The sequence below is a fragment of the Bowmanella denitrificans genome (assembly GCF_002887595.1).
GTDB lineage: Bacteria > Pseudomonadota > Gammaproteobacteria > Enterobacterales > Alteromonadaceae > Bowmanella > Bowmanella denitrificans.
Map to the genome: position 1 here is coordinate 603,254 of NZ_PEBU01000001.1, position 21,762 is coordinate 625,015.

Consider the following 21,762-nt stretch of genomic DNA (forward strand, 5'->3'; position numbering starts at 1 on the left):
CATGACCTGGTTTGATATTGGCGTTAATCTGACCAACAAAAGGTTCAGTGCCGATCTGGATCAGGTTCTGACGCGCGCCAGACAAAATAAGGTTTGTCAGATGTTGATTACCGGCACGGATGTGCAGGAAAGTCATTCAGCCTGGCAACTAGCCAAGCAGCATCAACTCTTCAGCACTGCCGGTGTACATCCACATTATGCCGGCAGTGTACAGCCAGACTTTGTCGACAAACTGCGGCAACTTGCCAAGAAGCCGCAGGTCAGAGCGATAGGGGAATGCGGCCTGGACTTTAATCGCAATTTTTCGACTCGTGAAGACCAGCTCAGGGTTTTTGAGCAACAACTTGAATTGGCTGTAGAGTTACAGAAGCCGGTATTTCTGCATGAACGGGATGCCTTTAACGAGCAAATAGCGATTCTGAAACGCTTTCGTCCACATTTAGCCGGCGGTGTGGCCCATTGCTTTACCGGCAATCGTGAGCAGATGGAAGCCTATCTGGATCTAGGCCTGTATATTGGCATAACTGGCTGGCTTTGCGATGAGCGCCGGGCCACAGAGCTACGACAAGCGGTCGCACATTTACCCCCAGCCCGCATGATGCTGGAAACCGACGCCCCTTATCTGGCACCCCGTCATGTCAGGCCCCGCATTGAGCGCTGCGAACCTTGTCATCTGCCGCTTATTGCAGAAGAGCTGGCAAGTTTAACGGGTATCCCACTAGCACAACTTGCCACCAGCAGCTTTACCAATAGTCAGACACTTTTCGGCCAGGAGCCGCATGATGGACAGTCTTAACGGTATTCAGTTAAGACGCCGTTGGCTGTGGCTGTACGGTGTACTGGCGGTATTAATCGTGTTTGTTGCCGCTATCAAAGTGATGCAGGCGGTGGCCGGCACCCAGCCTCTGCAAAGCATAGGACGTGGTGTAGAATTTCTGCTAGACGACAGTCAAGCACTTGGTATTGACGAAGTGCTGCAAAGCAGCAACCTGCAATGGCAAACAGAACAAAGCCAGCAGCTATCTTTTGGTATGCGCAGTGCTCCCTTGTGGCTGAAGCTGCAGCTCCCACAACTCGACGCCAGAGATCAATGGCTACTGGAAGTTGACTATGCTTTGCTGGACGAGCTGGAGGTATGGTTCTTTCAAGGACAGCGGCTGCTGAGTGATTATGTTACCGGTGACACCCTGCCATTTCGCAGTCGGGACATCAGCACCGAAAAGTTTTTGTTTCCGGTACCAGATAGCAGCGAACCTATTACCCTGATTATTCGCGCCAAAACCAGTGGTTCACTGAAACTGCCGCTAAATCTGTGGAATGCCGGACAGTACTTGGTGTACGCCGGTGAGCACAACCTGCTGATGGGCTGCTTCTTTGGCGTTTTGGCAGCAATGGCATTGAGCAACTTTTTCTTTTTTGTTACCACCCGCTACTCCAATTTTCTGGTGTACTGCGGTTATGTGGTGTTCCTGAGTCTGACCCTTTTGACCCTGCATGGCATTGGTTACAAATACTTGTGGCCAGAGGACATATGGCTGCAGGGACGTAGCGTGGTGTTATTTGCCAATGCCACCATGGGCTTTGCTATCATATTTACCCGCGAGCTGCTGCAGGTGCGAAAATACGGCCAATGGTTGGACAGAGGATTGCTCGTCTGTGCGGCCCTGTACCTGGCTGGCTTGCTATTGGGGCTGTTCTTGCCTTATTGGCTGATGATCAAAGTGTTTTTACTGGTGCTGATGGTCAGTGTGGTTTACATCTGTGGTCTGGCCTTGTGGCTGTCCGGAAAGGGCATTGAAATCGCCCGGATCTATGCGCTAGCCTGGTTTACCCTGCTGATCAGTGCACTGGTAGCTGGCCTGGAAAATCTCGATTTGATAGATCTCAACATCGGCTCTCATTACCTGCTGATGGTGGGCGCCTTGATCGAGTCCATACTGCTGGCTTTGGTATTAGCGATCAACTATAACCAGCAACGCGAGGCTACCTTTGCGGCTCAAAGCCTGGCGCTGGAGCAGGCAAAACAGTCCAGGGAGATGCAGGAGAAGGCTCAGGAGGAATTGGAATACAGTGTTCAGGAGCGTACCCTTGAGCTGGAGATTGCCCTGCGTGAACTGTCAGAAAAGAACCGTGAGCTGGAAGAACGCAATACCCAGGATGCCCTGACCGGTATTCGCAATCGCCGTTACTTTGATAAAAAATATATCGCCGAGATACGGCGCAGTCGCCGCGAACAAACCCAATTCAGTGTGGCCATGCTGGATATCGATCACTTTAAAAGCATCAATGATCAATACGGCCATTTAGTTGGCGATGAATGCATCCGTATGGTGGCAAAACTGATTGCCGACCATTTGCGCCGCCCGGCCGATGATGTGTGTCGCTATGGTGGTGAAGAATTTGCTCTACTGCTACCCAATACCGATGCAGATGGTGCCTGGCAGCTACTGGAGCAGATTCGTCAGACGATGCAAGACACGCCCGTACACACACCGGCAGGTGCAATTCACCTGACTATCAGTGGTGGCTTTGCCAGCAACATCGTGAGCATGGATGGCGATGAAATGGCCTTACTGAGCCAGGCCGATCAAGCACTTTATCAAGCCAAACAGGCCGGCCGTAATCAAATACGTAGTTATTCTCAGGAGTCTTCCCATGTCTGATTTTCTTCGGGTTCGCCCCCGTCGTATCCGTAAAAACGAATTTACCCGTCAGTTGATAGCTGAGTCGCGCCTGTCGGTACAGGATCTGATCTACCCTATGTTTGTACTGGAAGGAAAAAATCGCAGCGAAGATATTCCCTCCATGCCAGGCATTAGCCGGATGTCCATAGACCTGTTACTCAAAGAAGCAGAAGCGCTGGTTGAATTGGGCATTCCCGCTATTGCCTTGTTTCCCGTCACACCTGCAGAATTGAAATCAGAATGTGCCAGCGAAGCCTTTAACCCAGATGGTCTGGCGCAAAAGGCCATTCGCGCCCTGAAAGAGTTTGTTCCTGATCTGGGTGTGATTTCCGATGTAGCACTGGATCCTTTCACCTCTCATGGTCAGGACGGATTGATGGATGAAAATGGCTATATCGTCAATGACCAAACCGTCGACGTGCTGGTTAAGCAGGCGCTGTCGCATGCCGAGGCCGGTGCCGATATTGTCGCCCCTTCGGATATGATGGATGGCAGAATCGGGCAGATCCGCAAGGCGCTGGAACAGCAGGGCCACGTCAACACCTGCATTATGGCGTACTCGGCTAAATATGCCTCTAGCTATTACGGACCATTCAGAGATGCATTGGGCACAGCGGCTAACATTAAGGGTGGTAATAAGAAGAGCTACCAAATGGATCCGGCTAACAGCAACGAAGCACTGCGCGAAATCGCCCAGGATATCGCCGAAGGTGCGGATATGGTCATGGTTAAACCCGGTATGCCATATCTGGATATCGTTCAGCGCTGCAAGCAGGAATTCGGCGTGCCGACCTTCGCTTATCAGGTCAGTGGTGAGTACGCTATGCACAAGGCTGCGTTTGCCAATGGCTGGCTCAACGAGGAGGCGGTGATAATGGAATCATTACTGGCTTTCAAGCGGGCAGGTGCTGACGGTATTCTGACCTATTTTGCCAAACAGGCGGCGCAGTTACTTCGTTAGTTGGCCGTTGGACTTGCTCCCACGCTCCGTCAACTGATGGCTGCCAAATGACGACTTAAATTCTGTCGGACTTAAGTCCGACCCACTGTGGGTTGGGCTTCAGCCCAACAATGATCGCTAGCCACTCTGTACTGATTTAGCTTCGGTCATTAAACCAGAATTCGATTTCGTCGGTTTCCACTGCAAAACTGGCAGCATGTTCGGTATTGGCTGGTACATGATACCAGTCACCAACAGCGAAACGACGGGTTTCACCCTGCATGGTCAGGATCAATTCCCCCCGTATAATCACCCCGTAGTTGTCGGTTTCATGCTGATGCGGGGGGATCTGGGTTCCAGCCTGGTATGATGCAAACAGAACCTCTGCGCCCTGAGCCCTTAAGCGATATGCATCGAATCGCCCATCGTAGAGCTCCAATTGCCGAATTTTATCTGGATATTTTCCCGCCACATTATGTTCCTTTTTGTTGTTTGAACCACCTTAGCACTATCTCATCTGGAACCCAACACAGGGCATTAGCGACGCTTCCATTCGATTAATCTGCTGCCATTTTACCCGATTATCAGTATGCTAGTGGGTATAGAAAACCGCTCGGATTGCCCCCTTATGTCTGAATTAAATGACGTTTTTGATCTGCTAAAAACCCTGATTCGCGAACCCAGTGTAGTCGGTGCCGAGCATAGTTTTTTTCGGGTGCTACAACGAGAGCTGGAAGAGCGAGGTGCCCAGGTCACCTGGTATGAAGGCGTACTGGTGGCACAAGGCAGCAAACCTTTCTCCGCCATGTTCTCCGCTCATATCGACCGCCATGGCCTGATTTGCACCGGCCCCAATGAATTTCAGTATGCCGCCTTTGTAGCGGGTAACCGCTCGGATTTATTGGGCAATTCGGTATCGGAACAGCTGATCAACAAAATTGTTGATCGCTTTGATGCCACGCCGGTGATGGCTTATGAGCCCTGGTCCGGCGCTTACCGAGGCAAAGGGCACATCGCCAAAAGTTATGTATGTGAAAGACGCAATAACCTGATCTTCACCCTTGAAGGTATGGAACACCTGGTAGCAGGCACTCCCGTGGCCTTTGCCGACCGTCTGACGGTGCGTGACGATACCATCAGCGGCCAGCTGGACAATGTGCTGACTGCCGCATTTCTGGTCCATCTGTTTAGTCAGGGTTTTGAAGGTACGGCATTTTTTACCGCCCAGGAAGAAGCAGGCAAAAGCTGGCGTTACCTGCTGGAATGGTTCCGACGCTTTGGCAGCAGTACCAACCGACTGATTGTGGTGGATACCAGCCCCTATCCAGATCGTATAGAGGCAGATAAGCAGCAATTGGTGTTACGCCATAAAGACGCCAACGCCGATTTTGATCCGCTGTTGACCGAACAACTTCAGGCTATTTGCGAAGTGTATGGCCATACCTGTAGCTATAAGGATGAATACATAGACCAGAAAAATGCGCAGTTGGTGGCACAAGGTTTATCAGCGCAATCCTATGGCAGTACGGAAATGGGCAGAATTATCGCCGCCTCGAATGGGGTGGTAACAGGTTCAACCCTGCAAATTCCGACCACGGGTTATCACACTATGGAAGAAACCGCCTCCATCGCTTCCTGCCAGGCATTTCTTACTGTGTTAAAACGTATTGCCGAATTACATTGAGCCTGAGGGAGTCACGATGCTGAAAAGAAGCGCATTAACCTTAACAGTGTTGGCCTTGTTGCTAACAGCTAAGGTATCAGCCCTGGAATGGCAAATACATACCCTACCTGACTCCCCATCGTTGCGGGCCAGCAGTGCAGCTTATGGACAGTTGTGGGTAGCAGGTACGCAAGGGCAGGTGTACAAGAGTCTGGATGGTGGTCAAAGCTGGCAATCGGCGGCGATTGCGGCCGAAGCCAACGGGGATATTCGCGACTTACAGCAATTTGCCGATGGCAGCCTGTTGGCCATGACGGTGGGGCCTGGCCAAAGTTCACGTATTTACCGCAGCACTGATAGTGGTGAAAGCTGGCAATTGTGGTTGCAAAATCAGCACGCCGAGGGCTTTTTCAATGCTATCGACTTTTGGGATCAGGACCATGGTCTGCTGTTGGGCGACCCTGTTGACGGCTTCTATATGGTGATGAAAACCTCCGACGGTGGTAAGACCTGGCGACGCATCAGCCAGGCACAACTACCAGAGATACTCGACAAGGAAGCGGCCTTTGCGGCCAGCGGCAATACCCTGAAAATCCAGGATAAGCAAAACGTCTGGATTGCCACTGGTGGCTTTTCGGCCTCGGCCTATCACTCCAAGGATGCGGGGGAACATTGGCAACGTGTCGAACTGCCTATCCACAACCAGGGACAAACCGGTGGGGCTTATGCTATTGGCCTGAACAGCAAAAATGAAGCCTTTGCCCTGGGCGGGGATTATCAGGACAGACCGGGCAAATATCCCAATCTGGCCAAGCTTACTTCAGAAGGTGCCGAGCTTATCCAAACCGGTGAGCGGGGGCTGCGCACGGCCATGGCCTGTATCAATGCCATTTGTTTAGCTACCGGCAAGAGCGGCACAGACATCTCCTATGATCACGGATCCAACTGGCAGGCATTTTCTGACCAGGGCTTTTATACTTTGGCGGCGGATCAGCAAACCTTTGTCGGTGCAGGCCATGATGGCCGTATTGGCATACTAAAGATCAGTCAGATCAAGTAATAATCAAAGGCGCCTAAGTAGTACCCTGATAGATACTGTGGCGCCCTGATGGATATTAGTTCAATGTCGGAGGGCGGCGTTTGTTGCTGGCTTGCTCGTAACCGAACGCCGCCTCGATAAGCACCGGCTCTGATTTCGCCGCACCGAAAAAGCTCATCCCTACAGGCAGTGCCGGGCTACCCGGCACTTCTATAAACCCCATAGGTATGGTGATATGTGGATACCCGGCTACAGAGGCGGCAGAACTGGCGGCCCCCAGATAATGATCGCCATTGATATGGTCAGTCTTCCAGGCTGGTCCAACGGTTGGCGCAATAAGTAAATCCAGCTTATCTTTGACCAGCAGCGCATCAATACCTTCTTCACCAGCCAGGCGCTTGGCACGCGCCAGGGCTTCGAGGTATTCGGGCTCCTGCGTCGTATCGCGAGCCTCAGCCATATCAAACAATTCCTGAGCAAAAATTGTCATTTCCTCAAGCTGGTTAACCTTATTGGCTTCAATTAAGTCGGCCAGGCTGCGATAGGGTAATGACGTGCCCGCCAGATACTCGGTAATCCCGCGTTTGAACTCATGCAACAGTATCGTAAATTCATCATCTCCCCACTGGTTTTCCAAATGGGTATCCACCAGTATCGCGCCCTGTTCACGCAATACGTCCAGTTGTTGTTCAAACACGTTATCCAGCAAGGCATGGTAGCCCATCAGACTACGTACAACACCGATGCGCTTACCTGCCAATCCAGTACTTATCAGGTGTTGGCTAAAATCACGGTGGTCGGCATAGCTAGCAGCATCGGCGCTGTCCGGCCCTTGCATCGCTTCGAGCAACAGTACTGCGTCGGTCAGAGTGCGGGCCATCGGCCCGGCAGTGTCCTGACTGTGCGCGATAGGAATGATGCCGTCGCGACTAATCAAGCCCAATGTCGGCTTGATGCTGACAATGCCATTCATGGCCCCGGGGCAAACCAACGAGCCGTCGGTTTCCGTGCCCACGGCTATGGCAGTGAGGTTGGCTGCCACGGCAGCACCTGAACCTGAACTTGAACCACAGGTCGAGGTGCTGGTGTCGTAGGGATTACGAGTTTGTCCGCCCATGGCACTCCAACCGGAGCTTGAGCGAGTGGAGCGAAAGTTTGCCCACTCGCTGAGATTGGCTTTACCCAGAATGATCACCCCAGCCTCACGCAGCTTTTTCACCAGGAATGCATCATCGGCCGGCAGATTATTTTTAAGCAGCACTGACCCGCCGGTATTAGCAACACCAAGACTATCAATATTGTCTTTCAGCAGCACCGGAATACCGTGCAGGGGGCCTCGCACACGGCCTTGCTGCCGCTCAATGTCCAGTTCTCTGGCTTGCCTGATTGCACTGGGGTCCAGGCTGATTACCGCATTTAAGGCAAGCCCCTGGTCGTCATACTGGTCAATCCTGTGCAGGTAGAAATTCACCAGTTGCTCGCTGGTCAGCTCCCCGCCGGACATCAGTTGCTGCAATTGTGGTGCACTGGCTTCCAACACTAAGGGGGTATAGTCGCGAACTGATGCACAGGCGCTTAGCAGCAGTAGCATTGCGGCAAGCCATATTCTAAGACTCATCAAGGTTCCTTAACTGTTTGATTTATTATGATAATGTCTATTATCAAAACCTAGAGAGCGGGCTCAGGCAATAGCGGGAAGTAAAAGCGTGTGGCAGGGAAAGCAGGGATTGTGTATGCAATTATTGACGCACAAGCCTGAGCCTGTGCGCCACAAAGACAAGGATCAGCCGTTTTTAGCAAACCTGCGGCTTAACCCCAGGAGCCCGCCAAGCATCAATAGCAAGGTAGCTGGCTCTGGCACTTCAGCGCTGCCGCCCTGACCCACGATAATCTGGATCTCGGTTCTGGCTAGTTCCTGCCCGGCAGTATTCATGGCTGCCAGGAATATGTTGTAAGTACCATCCACAGTGGGGTCAAATACCGGGAAAAACCAGTGGGGTTTCCAGGAGTTTTGCGCAACATTGTAGTCGGTCAGATTGGTAGCATAGTCTGCTACTGCTGTTGCCAAGCCACAGTTGGTTTCAACGCCTGCGCCATTTGCCGTGGCATTATCACCCAAAGAATGGTCCCAGCACACATTGCCAGAGCCTGGGTTGTTGGCATGAATAGGATCAAAAGTGGTAAAGGCAGTAGACAGACTGGGATTCGTGTCTAAACCAAGCACAAAGCTAAGATCGGCCAGTTTTAGTTGGTTGTTGCCTGTGTAGTCAGTATTGATCGACCACTCAAAGCTCCACACTGCAGTGGGAAAACTCTGTGTAGGAGCAACGCCGGCATCGAAACTGTAGGTGCCATCCCCGTTGCTGTTAAAGGTGTTCTCCGGTGCACCACTGCCGTTATGACGCAGCTTGCCACGCAAACCCAGTTCGACACCGTTATCTCGATCTATGGTATAGCTACCATTGGCATTGCCGCCACCAAAAATAACATCGGGCGTAACATTACCATCATAGATAATTGCCGCATTTGCACCTGCAGCAGTCAGCAGCGTTGCTGCGGCCAGTGTCTTTATTGCTGTTTTTTTCATGCATTTTCCCTTACTGGTTTTTTTGAGGTTAGGGGCGCCGTCCAAACCTGTTTCGACATATTCGAAACAACCAACTGGGAGATTGGCCAGCCACTTCACATGGCGTGCATCCTTGACAAGATAACGAAATAATAAAATATTCCGTACTGGCAGAGATGTAGCAATATTTGTGCCCTTCAGTTTTATCTATGTTTTTCATACAGATAGAAAAGCTGGCGAAAGAAAGCTGACTGCAGTGTAAAAAATATTGACAGAAGAGCACTGCGCCTAAGGGTAACCAGACGAACGAAGGTTAAATGCCAGGGGAATGTACAGCCTGGCGCAGCCTTAACGGCTGACCAGGCTCCTTTGTGCTTCCATGCCCATGGCAAGAATCAGCGGATCCTGCTGTTGACGTTGGATAAAGCCCTGTTTATCGCTCAGGTTGTGCCAGTTCTGCTTGATCAGCACCTGAGCCGTCGCGCCCCCTAATGTAGCGCCGGGGCCAAGAATAATCAGCTTATCTGGGGCAAACTCCTTAATCGCCACTTCAATGGCCTTGCTGTAGTCATAAGGCGCAACCACCTGAGTATCCAAGGTATAACGATACAATGCCGTCATGTCGGTGCTGTGGGGTTGCCAAATCCGCCCCTGACCGTCAATCAAGGGCAATGCAGGCCTTTGAAACAGATTCTGTGACAGCCTTGCAAAGGCCTTGTCTGACACGCTTTGCAATAATGGCGTGTGAAAAGCGGCATGATTATACAGGCGCATAGGGTAGCGGTCTTGTAACCTGGGCAGGCGTTGTTCCATGGCTTTTAGTCCAGCTTCATTACCCCCCAAAACCAGATAGCCGCCAAGCCAGATGGAGGGATACACCTGGCAGCCAGGCTGCTGATTCACCTCTGTCATCCATTGCAGGATTTGCGCTTTCTGCGCACTATCTTCATGCCAGTTGTCATCTGTGATGGGGTAAATCATTTGGCCGCCAATCAAGCCACCACTCATCATTGACCCCATGGTATTGATAAGTTCAATAGCGCTGTGTTGGTTTAACACATCGGCCATCGCCAGAGCGATATACCAGCCCATGGAGTTACCAGTCACAGCAACAATGTCGTATTTGTTCCTGTCTATGGCGGCAAAGTCGCCACGTGCACAGGCGTAAATCAGGGCAGAGGCATTTTCGCCAGCCGTATGTACGGGCAGCTTATAGGCAGGCATGGCGTCCAATTCTGTCACGCTCGGCTGTGCCTGGCTGCGGCGGTATTGGTCAATCACATCCAGCATGGCCTGTTTGTCACTGTGATAACGACCCAGGTAGCCAAGCTCTTCCTTGTTATAGGTGCCCCGTCCGGGGCAAATGACCACAGCAGTTTGTTTGGTCATCAGCTGGCCTCTCTTATGGTTTTATTAAGCATGTTAAGGGCAGCATTAACAATGTCCTGAGTTTTGGGCAAAACTTCATAGCTGGCACTGCCTAGTGGGATAAAGCAGTCCTGCGCACAAACCCGCTGAATATTGTGTATCCCCGCTGGGTGTTCGCTGAGCATAGTGACTAAGGCTTCACTGATAGAGGCGGTTTGCCGGCATTCGTCCACTATCAAAACCTGCTGGTGGTCGGCAACCTGCTGCAAGATAGCGCTTTGATTTAGCGGGGCTAACCAACGCAAATCAATCACTGTGCATTGGATACCTTGCTCGGCTAACTGTTTCTCGGCCTGGCGACTAAGGTAGTAGCCATTGCCGTAACTGATAATACAGAGATCTTTGCCGCTGCCATACACACCGGGCTCGCCAAGGGCAATGGGCTTAGCGTCTGCGGGCGGCACGTAAGGGAATGACCACAGGTTGTCACCCTCTTCGTGCAGGTCCTTTTTCATATACAGTGCAATGGGTTCCAGAAACACCACCAGTCGCTGCTCCTCGCGAGCGAGGCGCACACATTCACGCAGCATTTCCACAGCATCGGCACCATTGGAGGGGCAAGCCAGAATCAAGCCGGGAATATCGCGGAACACCGCAAAGGAATTGTCGTTATGGAAATGACCACCAAAGCCTTTTTGGTAGGCCAGCCCGGCAATGCGAATCACCATAGGGTTGGCATACTGTCCGTTAGAGAAAAACGGTAGGGTGGCCGCCTCGCCGCGAATCTGGTCCTCGGCGTTATGCACATAAGCCAGAAACTGGATTTCAGGGATCGGCAACAAGCCGTTGTGTGCCATGCCGATACCCATGCCCAGAATAGACTGTTCGTCCAACAGCGTGTTAATCACCCGTGACGAGCCAAACTTTTCACAGAGTTTGGCGGTGACATTGTACACCCCACCTTTACGGCCAATATCTTCACCACACATCACAATTTCTTTGTACTGCGCCATTAAATCCAATAATGCCCAGTTGATCAGCTTGGCTAAATGCTGGGGTTTGGCCAGATTGTGTTTTTCATGGGCAAACAAGCTGTCCCGTTGTGCCGTTTCAATAGCAACCACGTCAGGCGGCTCACGCCTGGGCGGTACAATAGATGCTTTAATTTGGGCAGGATTGGTCAGTTTCGGACGCGCTGCCGCCACGTCACTAATGCGGGCAATACGGCTTTCCAATTGCAGGTACAGCTCGGCAATTTGCCCGGCCGTCATCGCCTTATTATTCAGCAGTAAGCTGGCACTGTAGGCAATGGGATCCTGGCGCTCTGCGGCTTCAATGGCGGCCTGGCTACGATAGGCAAACTCCGAATCAGAACCGGCATGGCCCAATAAGCGCACAGTACGAACATGCAAAAACAACGGCTTTCTGCGTTTCCGCACCCAATCGGCCGCCTGTTTGGCGGTGCGATAGGTATCCAGCAGATTCAACCCGTCGCAATAGCGGTATTCCAGCCCGGCACGATTGGCAAAGTTGGCGTGGATCCAACCTTGCGGCGTGGCGGTAGAAATGCCGATGCCGTTGTCCTCACAGATAAAAATAAGCGGCATGGGAATAGACTGAAAAGACGCCCAGCAGGCAGCGTTAATGGCACCCTGCGCGGTGGAATGATTAGCCGAGGCATCGCCAAAGCTGCATACCACCACAGCGTCATCTGGCAGCTTGGTGGCCGTATTTAGTTTCTTGCTCAGGCCAATACTATAAGCAGCCCCCATGGCTTTGGGTAAGTGTGAGGCGATAGTGCTGGTTTGTGGCGGAATAAACAGCTCATGGCTGCCAATCACTTTATGCCGGCCACCGGATATTGGATCTTCGCTGCTGGCGGCAAAGGACAGCAGCATATCGTAAAGCGGCGTCGTGCCGGGCTTTTGTTTACTGCGCTGAATAGCAAAGGCGCCGCTGCGGTAATGCAGAAATGCCATATCATCAATGCGCAGAGCGGCGGCGATAGCCGCGTTGCCTTCATGTCCTGCACTGCCTATGGTATAGAAACTCTTGCCCTGTTTTTGCATCTGTCTGGATTGCAAATCCAGATGGCGGCTCATCACCTGCGTTTCAAATAAATCCACCAGTTGACAATCGGTCAGGCCTGCTTCGGCCAGAGAGACATCCAATACCGACTGTGGCAGATTATCGTCTTCCAGCCAACGCAGCAGGTTATGCCTGACTATGGCGTTGCGATCCAGCATAGCAACCTCCTACTGGGCTTAAGAAAACGCCTGAAGCCCGGTTTGCGCACGCCCCAGAATCAAAGCGTGCACGTCGTGGGTGCCCTCATAGGTATTCACCGCTTCGAGGTTCATCACATGGCGGATAACATGGAACTCATCAGCAATGCCGTTGCCGCCGTGCATATCCCTGGCAATGCGGGCAATATCCAATGCCTTACCGCAGGAATTGCGTTTAATCAGCGAGATAGCTTCTGGTGCCAGCAGGTTTTGATCCATTAACCGGCCTGCTTGCAAACAGGCCATCAGGCCAATACTGATTTCAGTCTGCATGTCAGCCAGTTTTTTCTGTATTAACTGGGTAGCCGCCAGGGGGCGACCAAATTGCTGGCGGTCCAACGTGTACTGGCGCGCGGCGTGCCAGCAAAATTCGGCAGCGCCCAGCGCTCCCCAGGCAATGCCATAGCGCGCCTTGTTTAAACAACCAAAAGGGCCTTTTAAGCCACTGACATTAGGCAGCAGGTTGTCTTCTGGCACAAACACATTGTCCATCACTATTTCGCCGGTAATAGACGCACGCAGAGAGAACTTGCCTTCAATCTTTGGTGCACTCAGCCCTTCCATGCCTTTTTCCAGCACAAAGCCTTTAATTTCACCGTTCAGTTTGGCCCACACCACAAACACATCGGCGATGGGGGAGTTGGTGATCCACATTTTGGTGCCGGTCAGACGATAGCCGCCATCTACTTTCGTCGCGCGGCTGGCCATAGAGCCCGGATCGGATCCCGCGTTAGGCTCGGTCAGGCCAAAACACCCCACCCACTCGCCGGTAGCCAGCTTGGGTAAGTATTTTTGCCTTTGTGCTTCGCTGCCATAAGCATAGATAGGGTGCATCACCAGAGAGGACTGTACGCTCATGGCACTGCGATAGCCGCTGTCGACACGCTCCACTTCACGGGCAATCAAACCATAGGTAACGTAGTTCACCCCGGCGCAGCCGTACTCTTCGGGTAATGTCGCGCCAAGCAGGCCCAGTTCACCCAGCTCATTCATAATTTCACGATGGAAGATTTCCTGACGGTTGGCTTGCAGTACCCTGGGCTGTAACTGCTCCTGGCAATACTGGTGAGCGCTGTCGCGTACCATGCGCTCGTCTTCGGATAAAAGGGAATCCAGGGCCAGCGGATCTTGCCAGTTGAAAGCGGGACGAGACATATATACACCTGCTAAATAGTTGTTAACTGTTCGATAATAGGCCGATTTCAGATAAAGCAATAGTATCAAATTTCTTTAATAGCTATAGTATTTAGCTATAGCTTGATTTTGGCTTTATTAAGGTAAAACATGGACTTGCGAGTACTTGGACATTTTGTAGCAGTGTATGAACAGGGCAGCTTCAGTGCGGCATCGCGCAGTCGCTTTATTGCACAGCCATCATTGTCAGCGGCATTAAAGCAGTTAGAGGATGAATTAGGGCGGCCGCTCTTTGTGCGCCATGCGCGCGGAGTCCGCGCCACGGATGCGGCCGAACAGTTGTATCCACTGGCTAAACAATTGCTTGGCCAGGCCGATGCGATACAAGCCATGTTCAGCGGCAGTCAGGTAAAAGAACCGTTTCGTCTGGGCCTGATTAAGGGGCTGGGCGTGGCTCGCATGAGTGCCCTGCTGAAACAATTTTGTGCCGCCAGGGACAGCCTGGAATTAACCCTGGTCCCACCGGAAGAAGCCTGCGATGCACGCATTATTACCCGCGAATTACTGATACCGGGAGAGAAGTTTCACCCGATTTGGCAAGAGGACTACCAACTTGCACTCCCTATGGGTCACCCGCTCTCCCTGCAGGAGCAGATTTGTATCAATGATCTGGCCGACATTGCATTTATCCAGCGTACCCCCTGCGAAGCCTGGAACAACCTGAAAACACTGTTGCGTCAGGCCGGCATTGGCTTGGATATCCGTGCCCGTATTCAAACCATAGAATATGCCATGGGCCTGGTTAGTGCCGGAGTAGGGTGCGCCTTGATCCCGGTCCATGCTGAACTGGCGCAGCAGGATGTACTGTTCAGGCCCTTACAGGAACTGCAACAAAGCCGCGAAATTGGCCTGGCCTGGCGGCGCGACAACGACATTATTCAGCTGTTAGGCACATTGCTGGCACGCGGCTAAAGACGATTTTATCCGCTAACAAAAGCCTTCAGTGTGCAGGCACACTTTGCAAAGGATGGAGTGGGCTGAATCGTGCCGATTTGGGTGGGCGTTCACCCATGATAATAGATAACTGGCGATTAAATTCAGTAACGAAAGCCTCGTCCAGGTTGATTTTACTGAACATGTAGTGCTGCTCTGCTATATCCAGGGGCCTTGTTATCAGAGCAAGGTCCGTCAAACCATTTCGCTGCATTTCCGCCAGCACGGTATCCTTGTCATCAATAAATGCATCCACTCTGCCTCGCCTGAGAAGTTCGAGACGGGATGCAAAGGTTTCAACATGCATCAGTTGTCTCGCCCATTTGGAATCAAGCACCGCAGCGACCTCATGTCCGTACCAACCACCACGGTTTAACGCAACAAGCTTATTCTGCTGCACCAGATCTAATATGGTATCCAGCGCCGCTGTTTGACGGTCGGACTTGCGATATACCAATACAATGGTTTGCAAACGATAAGGAATAGAAAACATAAATTGCTTTTGCCGCTGTTCAGTCAGGGTGGCGGCAATTGCCACATCGACACGACCACTAAGCAAATCGGCACTGATACGACGTTCAGGCAGATGCAAAATTGCCAGTTCACAGTCCATTCGCATCAGGCCTTTGCGCAATAACTCCAGGTCCCTACCACTGTATTGCCCTTGCTTGTCCAGATAAAAATACGGGTACCAGTCACCACTGAAAACCAAATTTATGGGGTGTGGGCAGAACGTCTGAGCCAGGCCCGGACCTGCTATCAGGGACAAGATTAGCAACAGGCGCATTCTGCTATTACGCCGCTATCAGGGAAAGGTGCGTATCGAATGCGATGCTATCGCCAAACATAACTTGAGTCCCCTAGGCTGTTCTTATTATTAAGCTTACTGGCAATCCTGCCATTTTGCCCTTTTATCAAAGGGCATTTCGAACTTAGCCAGCATAGCGAATTCCGAAAAGAAACAAATGGTAATATTGTGTTGCTGTGCCCTTATAGGTATGAAAAAACAAACCTTACTAACCAGACTTCTTCTTTCTAGATTGACTTGGCGCTGCCAGCCGCTAATTCCTGCCTGAGCCAGTCCCGAAATATCTGAATTCGCGCTAATCTGGGTGAGTCCGGGTTATGCAATATGGAGAATGTCGGCCCGGGAGTAATTTCAATCTCAAACGGCTTGACCAGAACACCGCGCTGAATCATCTCTCCGGCCAGTGTTGCAGTGGATAAACAAATACCATGACCAGCCGCTACCGCATTAATGCACATTTCCCAGGTCGCCACCTCCACCCAACGCAATTGTTTACGGTCGAAATGAATCCCAGCCAGGCTAAACCAGTTCTGCCAACTAAATAGGCCAGGATCATGTCCCTCCACCAGCAAACACCCATTCACCTGACTGGGATGGGTCAATTGCATCTCATCTGCCATGCGTCTGGAACATACGGCAAACACCGGGTCGCTGATAAGCACCTCCTGACAGAGTTCGCTCCACACACCGTCTCCCTGGCGGATAGCCACATCAATATCGCCATGGCGTAAATCTTCTACCTGAGGTGAGGCCATGACCCGGATGGAGATATCCGGATACAGCACGGAAAACTTCCAAAGCCTGGGCATCAGCCACATGGACGCAAAAGATCCGGTTGTGGTTACCGTCAACACGCCGGCTTCCTCTTCACATTGCACCTGATTGAAGCCTTTGAGCAGTTGTGAAAAGGCTAGCTCCACCGCTTTGGCCAAAGTGCGCCCACGCGCCGTCAGACGCATTTGCCGACCTTCACGATAAAACAGCTTAACCCCAAGCCCCTCTTCCAGAGCCCGGATTTGCTGACTTACCGCCGCCTGCGTAATGGCTAGCTCATCGGCAGCCTGACGATAGCTCTGGTGGCGGGCGGCCGCGTCGAAGCAGCGTAAAGCGGGTAAATGCCTCAGTCTTTTATCCATTAGTTAAAGTTATCCCAAACTTAAGATTTTGTCGTTCGTCATCGTTCGATAAATGTTCAATAATATCCCCAGGTCAAAACGCAAAGGGGTACGGATTATGTTGGCAGCTTCAGTAAAAATTCCGGTAAATCATGACAGTAAGCAAGCTTGTGAGCAAGAGCAGAAAGCCAGACAGGCTCGTTTGTGGCGCTGGCTGGGACAAATGGCAAAAACCATGAGCTATGCGCAGATGGTTAACTTCAAGTAATGATTTAGTTAAGCTGTACTTATCATTTAAACGCCCATCAATTGAGATTGCCGGGCGTTTTTTTTAAGCCTTAACCACCCACTTGCGGCGCCAGGCTAGTGTAACAAGATGAACTGCGTTACTCATCCGGCCGCCAGGCCAGCAATCTGCCGTTTGCCAACCCCAGATAAAGTATGCCATTCGCCGCACTCAGGCTGACAATGCTATCCATGTCCTCAAGCATATCTGTGACTTGTTTTACGCTGGCCTGGTGTGGGGTCAGTTGTGGATCCAGAGGTTGATAGAGAGGTCCGCCACCTTGCCGCACATACGTCTGATAATGAGCCCGGCTGCTTTGAGTTTGAAACTGCCGCTTCATTTCCTTACTTACTGGATGATAGCTAAACAGCTCACCGGACAAAGTAGCAAAGTACAATTGTTCACCCACAGCAACAGGCGCTGCAAAGATAAGATGTGGTGAAAGCACCAAGTGTTCGATATTTCCCGAGTCAGTTTGCTGACCGACCAAGGCCTGGCCGTCTGACAATCCATAGTAGACAATTTCATGATGTACCAGGGCCTTCGAGCCAATCCAACTGCTGGCATGTTTAGTACTCCAGACTTCATGGCCGTCCTTCAGGCTCAATTTAAAAAACCAGGTACTGCGGCTACCCACATAAAGATGCTCTCCATCGATCAATGGTGCCAGATTAAACCCCAGCCAGCCGTCCCATCCGCCAAGTTCACCTTCAGGTACAGGACTTTCAAACTGCCATAGAATATGGCCATGTTGTGCACTAAGGCCGTACAAGCGGTTGTTCCAACTACCAACCACTACCACGCCCTGCGCCACAGCAGGTTGAGTGTGGGTGGTGCCGGTATTCTGATGCCAAAGTTGCTGTCCGTCTGATACGCGTACAGCATAAGTACCGGCTCGACTGCCATAATATGCTGCGCCATCGGCAACACTGACCGACGAGCGATACCAGTTCCAGGGGTCGGCATAATTACCTTGACCCCAGCCCCAATTGACCAGATGTGGGCCGTCATCACTGTGGTGCTGCCAGATTAACCGGCCTGTCAGATCAAATGCCTGCAAACCCTGCTCGGTTTGCAATAACAGTAATCCGCCGGCAATGGTCGGCGTGCTCCTGGTCTGCGAGGATAGCTGGTGCTGCCAAAGGCTTTCTCCCTGCAGACTCAGGGCTCGCAAAGTGTTGCCATTTGCCAGATACAGTACATTATTGTGGAGCAGAGGAGGTGCGAACACCCCATGGCTTGTTTGTAGCTGCCAAAGCACCCCTGCATGGACAGGAAAAACGATTAGCCAGATCAACACTAAAACGGAGTTAACGAGTTTCATCAGGTATTGTAGTTTTGGTTAAAACCGGCAAATTATCAGGGCGACTAACCTGGATCCTGAAGTTGACATAAATAAACCTTAAGAAAGGTTAGAGTGGGCTAATTTAGTTCAACATTCTTTTTTTGTCCGATGCCATCCAGTTTCAGTTGTTTAAGAATCTGATGAAACTCCGGCTCCAAGCGCAGTGGGTCATAGTAAGGGTCGACTGCCAGCCACAAAACTTCTACCTGCCGTTGTTGTATAGCATCCTGTAGCCACTTGATCGCCTGGGCTGGTTGGTTAGCCTTGATGGCATAGCGGGCATAGGCTAATGGTGCTGCATAGTGCCCCAAATTGTCGCGAATCTGGTTCTGAATCAGCCAGTTGTATACTTGTGCCAGACCACCAGTTGCAAACTGTTGCTTGGCGTCTGCTATTTGTCCGCTGGTAAATCCTTTGTAGTGCATACTTTGCAATAAGTGATTAAAAGCGCGTTGCTCCAAACCCAGGCTTTCCAGAGTTTTGATGGCTGAATAGTGGAAGCCAAGATCTGGTTCGGTCAGGGCCGCGATCTTCTCCAGTTCCAGCATGGCCTTTTGTGGCTGTCGTGCGGTGTTATAAAGCCAGGCGACAACAGGCACCGAGTAATACTGAGGTGCCAAGTCGATATAACGGCGGGTAGCAGCCAGCGCACTGTCATTTTGCCCCATGGCCATCAGATACTGGGCATACAGAAAATGATTGGTGGCGTCCCGGTTATCCAGCTCAATTGCCCGTTCTAACTTTTGCCCGGCAAGCTTAAAGTTCCATTCATGGGTAAAATACAACCAGCCCAGTTGCGCCTGGATGGCAGCGTTGTCAGCAGACATAAGTTCGGCTTGCTCAAGCAGTTGGATGGCCTCGGAGCGCAAAGAAGCGGCCCGTTCCCCTGAGAGATCGTCAGCCTGGATAATTAACACCATGGCTTTACCCCATAATGCACTCCCCAGATCGGGATCTTTTTGCAGAGCCTGTTCAAACAGATTATCAGCGCGTTCTAAATGTTGCTCTTCCTGTGAAAAAAGCAAAAAGCGCCCCTGATTGTAAAGATCCTGGCCAGCCGAATGGTGCTCGGTTTCAGGCATAGTGACGGACACCAAGGGGGACCAAAACCACCATAGTAAGGGAATGACCAGCAATAATGGCAACTTGTACCACCAGGATATTTTCTTCGACTCTGGGCGATGGTGGGGCGAGAGCGCGGAGGGTGCACAGATAAGACAATAACCTTTGCCCGGTACGGTTTTGATATAGCTGGGGGCTCGGGCGTTATCCCCTAAAGCCTTGCGGATATGACTGACGGCTACCGTCAGGACTTCTTCTGTTACCACTTTTTGGGCCCAGATGTGCTGCAACAGCGCATCTTTATACAGTATCTGGCCTGGGTTTTGGGTGAAGTGCAGCAACAGTTGCATAGGTGTATGCTCGAGCTGCCTGGTTTCCTTTCCCCGGGTGAGGCTGTTTTGCGTGGGGCTTACCTGCCATTCACCCAGTCTGAAGTCCTGCATAACATTTATTTGGAAGTCATTTATCTGCCATTAGATAAATAAAGCGGCACGGGGTAAAGCCCCGGCCGCAGAAATCAGAAAAAATATAGAAAACTTAAGGTCTGCTCAGCTTTCCTTGGTTGGCCATATCCAGCGCCAGGTCTTCGATCATATCTTCCTGGCCACCGACGGTACCGCGTTTGCCCAGCTCCACCAGAATATCTCTGGCACTGACGCCATGACGGGCTTCGGCCCGCTTAGCGAACAACAAAAAGGATGAATAAACACCGGCATAACCCAAAGTCAGGGCGTCACGATCTACGCGGATGGGCTGGTCCATCATCGGCACCACCAGATCTTCGGCAACATCCATGATTTTGTACAAATCGATACCATGCCTGGCGCCCATACGCTCCAGCACCGCCACCAGCACTTCCAGGGGTGTGTTGCCGGCTCCGGCGCCTAACCCTGCCACCGAACCATCGATGCGTTTGGCCCCGGCTTCAATGGCGGCCAGTGAATTGGCGACCCCCATAGCAAGGTTGTGGTGGCCATGAAATCCGATTTCGGTTTGGCTGCCAAGTTCTGAGCGCAGTAACCCAATTTTGTGGCTGACTTCATCCGGCAACATATAGCCGGCCGAATCGGTGCAGTAAATGCAGTTGGCGCCGTAGGCTTCCATCAGTTTGGCTTGTTCCAGCAGTTTTTCGGCGCTAACCATATGCGCCATCATTAAAAAGCCAACAGTATCCAGCCCGAGCTTGGCCGACAGACCGATATGCTGCTCAGACACATCCGCCTCGGTGCAGTGGGTGGCGACACGAATGGTGGAGACCCCCAGGTCCTTAGCCATGCGCAGATGATCAACCGTACCAATACCAGGTAATAGCAATGCAGAAACTTTAGCCTGTTGCATCTTTGGGATCACCGCCGACAAGTATTCTTCATCGCCGTGCGCGGGAAAGCCGTAGTTAAGTGACGCACCGCCCAAACCATCGCCATGGGTCACTTCAATCAATGGCATTCCGGCGGCATCCAAACCAGTGGCAATATCCACCATTTGCGCAAGGGAGATTTGATGGCGCTTGGCATGCATACCATCACGCAGGCTCATATCGTGCAGGATCACGGATTTATCTTTCAGGTTCATATTGTTCTCCTCAGCCCTGCTTGTATTGAGCGATCAGTTCGGCGGTGTGCAGTCCCGCCGCCGTCATAATGTCGAGATTACCGGCATAATGCGGCAGAAAATCACCACGCCCTTCCACTTCCAGATAAATAGACACCTTGTTGCCGTCAAACACCGGGCCGTTCTTCAGCCGGTAACCTGGCACATAGGCCTGTACTTTTTCCAGCATAGTCAGCACGGATTGGGTAATGGCTTGTTGGTCAGGGGTGTCGGCGCACAGGCAATGCACTGTGTCACGCATAATCAGCGGTGGCTCGGCCGGGTTGATGATAATAATGGCCTTGCCCTGATCTGCGCCGCCAACGGACTCCACGGCACTGGCGGTGGTGCGGGTGAATTCATCGATGTTTTGGCGGGTTCCTGGGCCTACCGAGCGGCTGGATACTGTGGCGATGATTTCACCGTAACTGACTTTCTGCACCTGGCTGACCGCCGCCACCATTGGAATGGTGGCCTGGCCGCCACAAGTGACCATATTGACATTATCCAGTTCGGCTGGATTTAACCTATCCAGATTAACCGGCGGAATACAAAACGGGCCGATTGCCGCCGGAGTGAGGTCCACCATGGTCACACCCAAAGGGTTAAGCAGTTCACAATTCGCCTTGTGGGCGTAAGCCGAGGTCGCATCGAAGGCGATTTGAATGCCCAACTGCCTGACCTGCGCCAATGCCCCATTTACGCCCTCTGCACATACCTGCAAGCCCAGCGCGGCAGCGCGCTTTAGTCCCTCAGAGTCTGGATCCACGCCAATCATTAAGACCGGCTCTATGTGTTCACTGCGTAATGCTTTATACAGCAGGTCAGTGCCTATATTGCCCGGCCCGATAATAGCGGCTTTAATTTTCTGACTCATAATGGCC

The 21,762-nt window shown here is 51.8% G+C and carries 19 protein-coding genes; 7 read left to right on the top strand and 12 right to left on the bottom strand.

From position 1 onward, the window contains the following. Position 1 precedes the first annotated feature (1 nt). The 3 genes from CSR04_RS02780 to hemB are packed head-to-tail and all read left to right on the top strand — an operon-like array spanning position 2 to position 3,645. A complete protein-coding gene (locus tag CSR04_RS02780) occupies positions 2 to 796 on the top strand; it encodes a TatD family hydrolase (protein ID WP_102794686.1) in 795 nt (264 codons plus the stop codon). Continuing rightward, complete coding sequence (locus CSR04_RS02785) at positions 780 to 2,663, top strand: sensor domain-containing diguanylate cyclase (RefSeq protein ID WP_102794687.1); 1,884 nt, start codon at positions 780 to 782, stop codon at positions 2,661 to 2,663. The genes CSR04_RS02780 and CSR04_RS02785 overlap by 17 nt, the downstream gene beginning before the upstream one ends. Then, positions 2,656 to 3,645 carry a porphobilinogen synthase gene (gene hemB / locus CSR04_RS02790; RefSeq protein ID WP_102794688.1) on the top strand — a complete coding sequence of 330 codons (990 nt, stop codon included), beginning with the start codon at positions 2,656 to 2,658 and terminating at the stop codon, positions 3,643 to 3,645. Before CSR04_RS02785 ends, hemB begins: the two co-directional genes overlap by 8 nt. Positions 3,646 to 3,781: 136 nt before the next feature. On the opposite strand, the gene CSR04_RS02795 is transcribed toward hemB, so the two are convergent. Next, a complete protein-coding gene (locus tag CSR04_RS02795; protein WP_102794689.1) occupies positions 3,782 to 4,096 on the bottom strand; it encodes a cupin domain-containing protein in 315 nt (104 codons plus the stop codon). Positions 4,097 to 4,252: 156 nt separating this feature from the next. Here CSR04_RS02795 and CSR04_RS02800 point away from each other — a divergent pair, with 156 nt between their 5' ends. Together CSR04_RS02800 and CSR04_RS02805 are read left to right on the top strand one after the other, a co-directional pair. Next, positions 4,253 to 5,308: a peptidase M42 gene (locus CSR04_RS02800; RefSeq protein WP_102794690.1), complete on the top strand. Its 1,056-nt coding sequence runs from the start codon at positions 4,253 to 4,255 to the stop codon at positions 5,306 to 5,308. A 16-nt stretch (positions 5,309 to 5,324) separates the two neighbouring features. Next, positions 5,325 to 6,347 carry a WD40/YVTN/BNR-like repeat-containing protein gene (locus tag CSR04_RS02805; protein WP_102794691.1) on the top strand — a complete coding sequence of 341 codons (1,023 nt, stop codon included), beginning with the start codon at positions 5,325 to 5,327 and terminating at the stop codon, positions 6,345 to 6,347. A gap of 55 nt (positions 6,348 to 6,402) precedes the next feature. Here the strand turns inward: CSR04_RS02805 and CSR04_RS02810 are convergent, their stop codons facing one another. From CSR04_RS02810 to CSR04_RS02830, 5 genes are all read right to left on the bottom strand, one after another. Then, positions 6,403 to 7,944: an amidase gene (locus tag CSR04_RS02810; protein WP_102794692.1), complete on the bottom strand. Its 1,542-nt coding sequence runs from the start codon at positions 7,942 to 7,944 to the stop codon at positions 6,403 to 6,405. Between the two features lie 165 nt (positions 7,945 to 8,109). Next, positions 8,110 to 8,913 (bottom strand): PEP-CTERM sorting domain-containing protein, encoded by an 804-nt coding sequence (locus tag CSR04_RS02815; protein WP_102794693.1) that lies wholly within the window; start codon positions 8,911 to 8,913, stop codon positions 8,110 to 8,112. Between the two features lie 327 nt (positions 8,914 to 9,240). Then, positions 9,241 to 10,281, bottom strand: coding sequence for an acyl carrier protein (locus CSR04_RS02820; protein ID WP_102794694.1), 1,041 nt, complete (start codon positions 10,279 to 10,281; stop codon positions 9,241 to 9,243). Then, positions 10,281 to 12,506 carry a dehydrogenase E1 component subunit alpha/beta gene (locus tag CSR04_RS02825; protein WP_102794695.1) on the bottom strand — a complete coding sequence of 742 codons (2,226 nt, stop codon included), beginning with the start codon at positions 12,504 to 12,506 and terminating at the stop codon, positions 10,281 to 10,283. Before CSR04_RS02825 ends, CSR04_RS02820 begins: the two co-directional genes overlap by 1 nt. Positions 12,507 to 12,524: 18 nt before the next feature. Next, complete coding sequence (locus tag CSR04_RS02830; protein WP_102794696.1) at positions 12,525 to 13,700, bottom strand: acyl-CoA dehydrogenase; 1,176 nt, start codon at positions 13,698 to 13,700, stop codon at positions 12,525 to 12,527. 129 nt (positions 13,701 to 13,829) lie between these two features. Here CSR04_RS02830 and CSR04_RS02835 point away from each other — a divergent pair, with 129 nt between their 5' ends. After that, complete coding sequence (locus CSR04_RS02835) at positions 13,830 to 14,651, top strand: LysR family transcriptional regulator (RefSeq protein ID WP_102794697.1); 822 nt, start codon at positions 13,830 to 13,832, stop codon at positions 14,649 to 14,651. A gap of 28 nt (positions 14,652 to 14,679) precedes the next feature. On the opposite strand, the gene CSR04_RS02840 is transcribed toward CSR04_RS02835, so the two are convergent. Next, a complete protein-coding gene (locus CSR04_RS02840) occupies positions 14,680 to 15,459 on the bottom strand; it encodes a substrate-binding periplasmic protein (protein WP_102794698.1) in 780 nt (259 codons plus the stop codon). 248 nt (positions 15,460 to 15,707) lie between these two features. Continuing rightward, positions 15,708 to 16,616 carry a LysR substrate-binding domain-containing protein gene (locus tag CSR04_RS02845; protein ID WP_102794699.1) on the bottom strand — a complete coding sequence of 303 codons (909 nt, stop codon included), beginning with the start codon at positions 16,614 to 16,616 and terminating at the stop codon, positions 15,708 to 15,710. A gap of 97 nt (positions 16,617 to 16,713) precedes the next feature. Between CSR04_RS02845 and CSR04_RS24865 the strand changes: the two genes are divergently transcribed. After that, a complete protein-coding gene (locus CSR04_RS24865; protein WP_172449210.1) occupies positions 16,714 to 16,863 on the top strand; it encodes a hypothetical protein in 150 nt (49 codons plus the stop codon). Positions 16,864 to 16,981: 118 nt separating this feature from the next. On the opposite strand, the gene CSR04_RS02850 is transcribed toward CSR04_RS24865, so the two are convergent. The 4 genes from CSR04_RS02850 to CSR04_RS02865 form a co-directional block, all read right to left on the bottom strand. Continuing rightward, positions 16,982 to 18,205, bottom strand: a complete 1,224-nt coding sequence (locus tag CSR04_RS02850; protein ID WP_102794700.1) for an outer membrane protein assembly factor BamB family protein — start codon at positions 18,203 to 18,205, stop codon at positions 16,982 to 16,984. A 98-nt stretch (positions 18,206 to 18,303) separates the two neighbouring features. Continuing rightward, positions 18,304 to 19,731 carry a winged helix-turn-helix domain-containing protein gene (locus CSR04_RS02855; protein ID WP_102794701.1) on the bottom strand — a complete coding sequence of 476 codons (1,428 nt, stop codon included), beginning with the start codon at positions 19,729 to 19,731 and terminating at the stop codon, positions 18,304 to 18,306. A gap of 94 nt (positions 19,732 to 19,825) precedes the next feature. Next, positions 19,826 to 20,860 carry a 4-hydroxy-2-oxovalerate aldolase gene (dmpG, locus tag CSR04_RS02860; RefSeq protein WP_102794702.1) on the bottom strand — a complete coding sequence of 345 codons (1,035 nt, stop codon included), beginning with the start codon at positions 20,858 to 20,860 and terminating at the stop codon, positions 19,826 to 19,828. 10 nt (positions 20,861 to 20,870) lie between these two features. After that, positions 20,871 to 21,755, bottom strand: a complete 885-nt coding sequence (locus tag CSR04_RS02865; protein ID WP_102794703.1) for an acetaldehyde dehydrogenase (acetylating) — start codon at positions 21,753 to 21,755, stop codon at positions 20,871 to 20,873. Between the last annotated feature and the right edge of the window lie 7 nt (positions 21,756 to 21,762).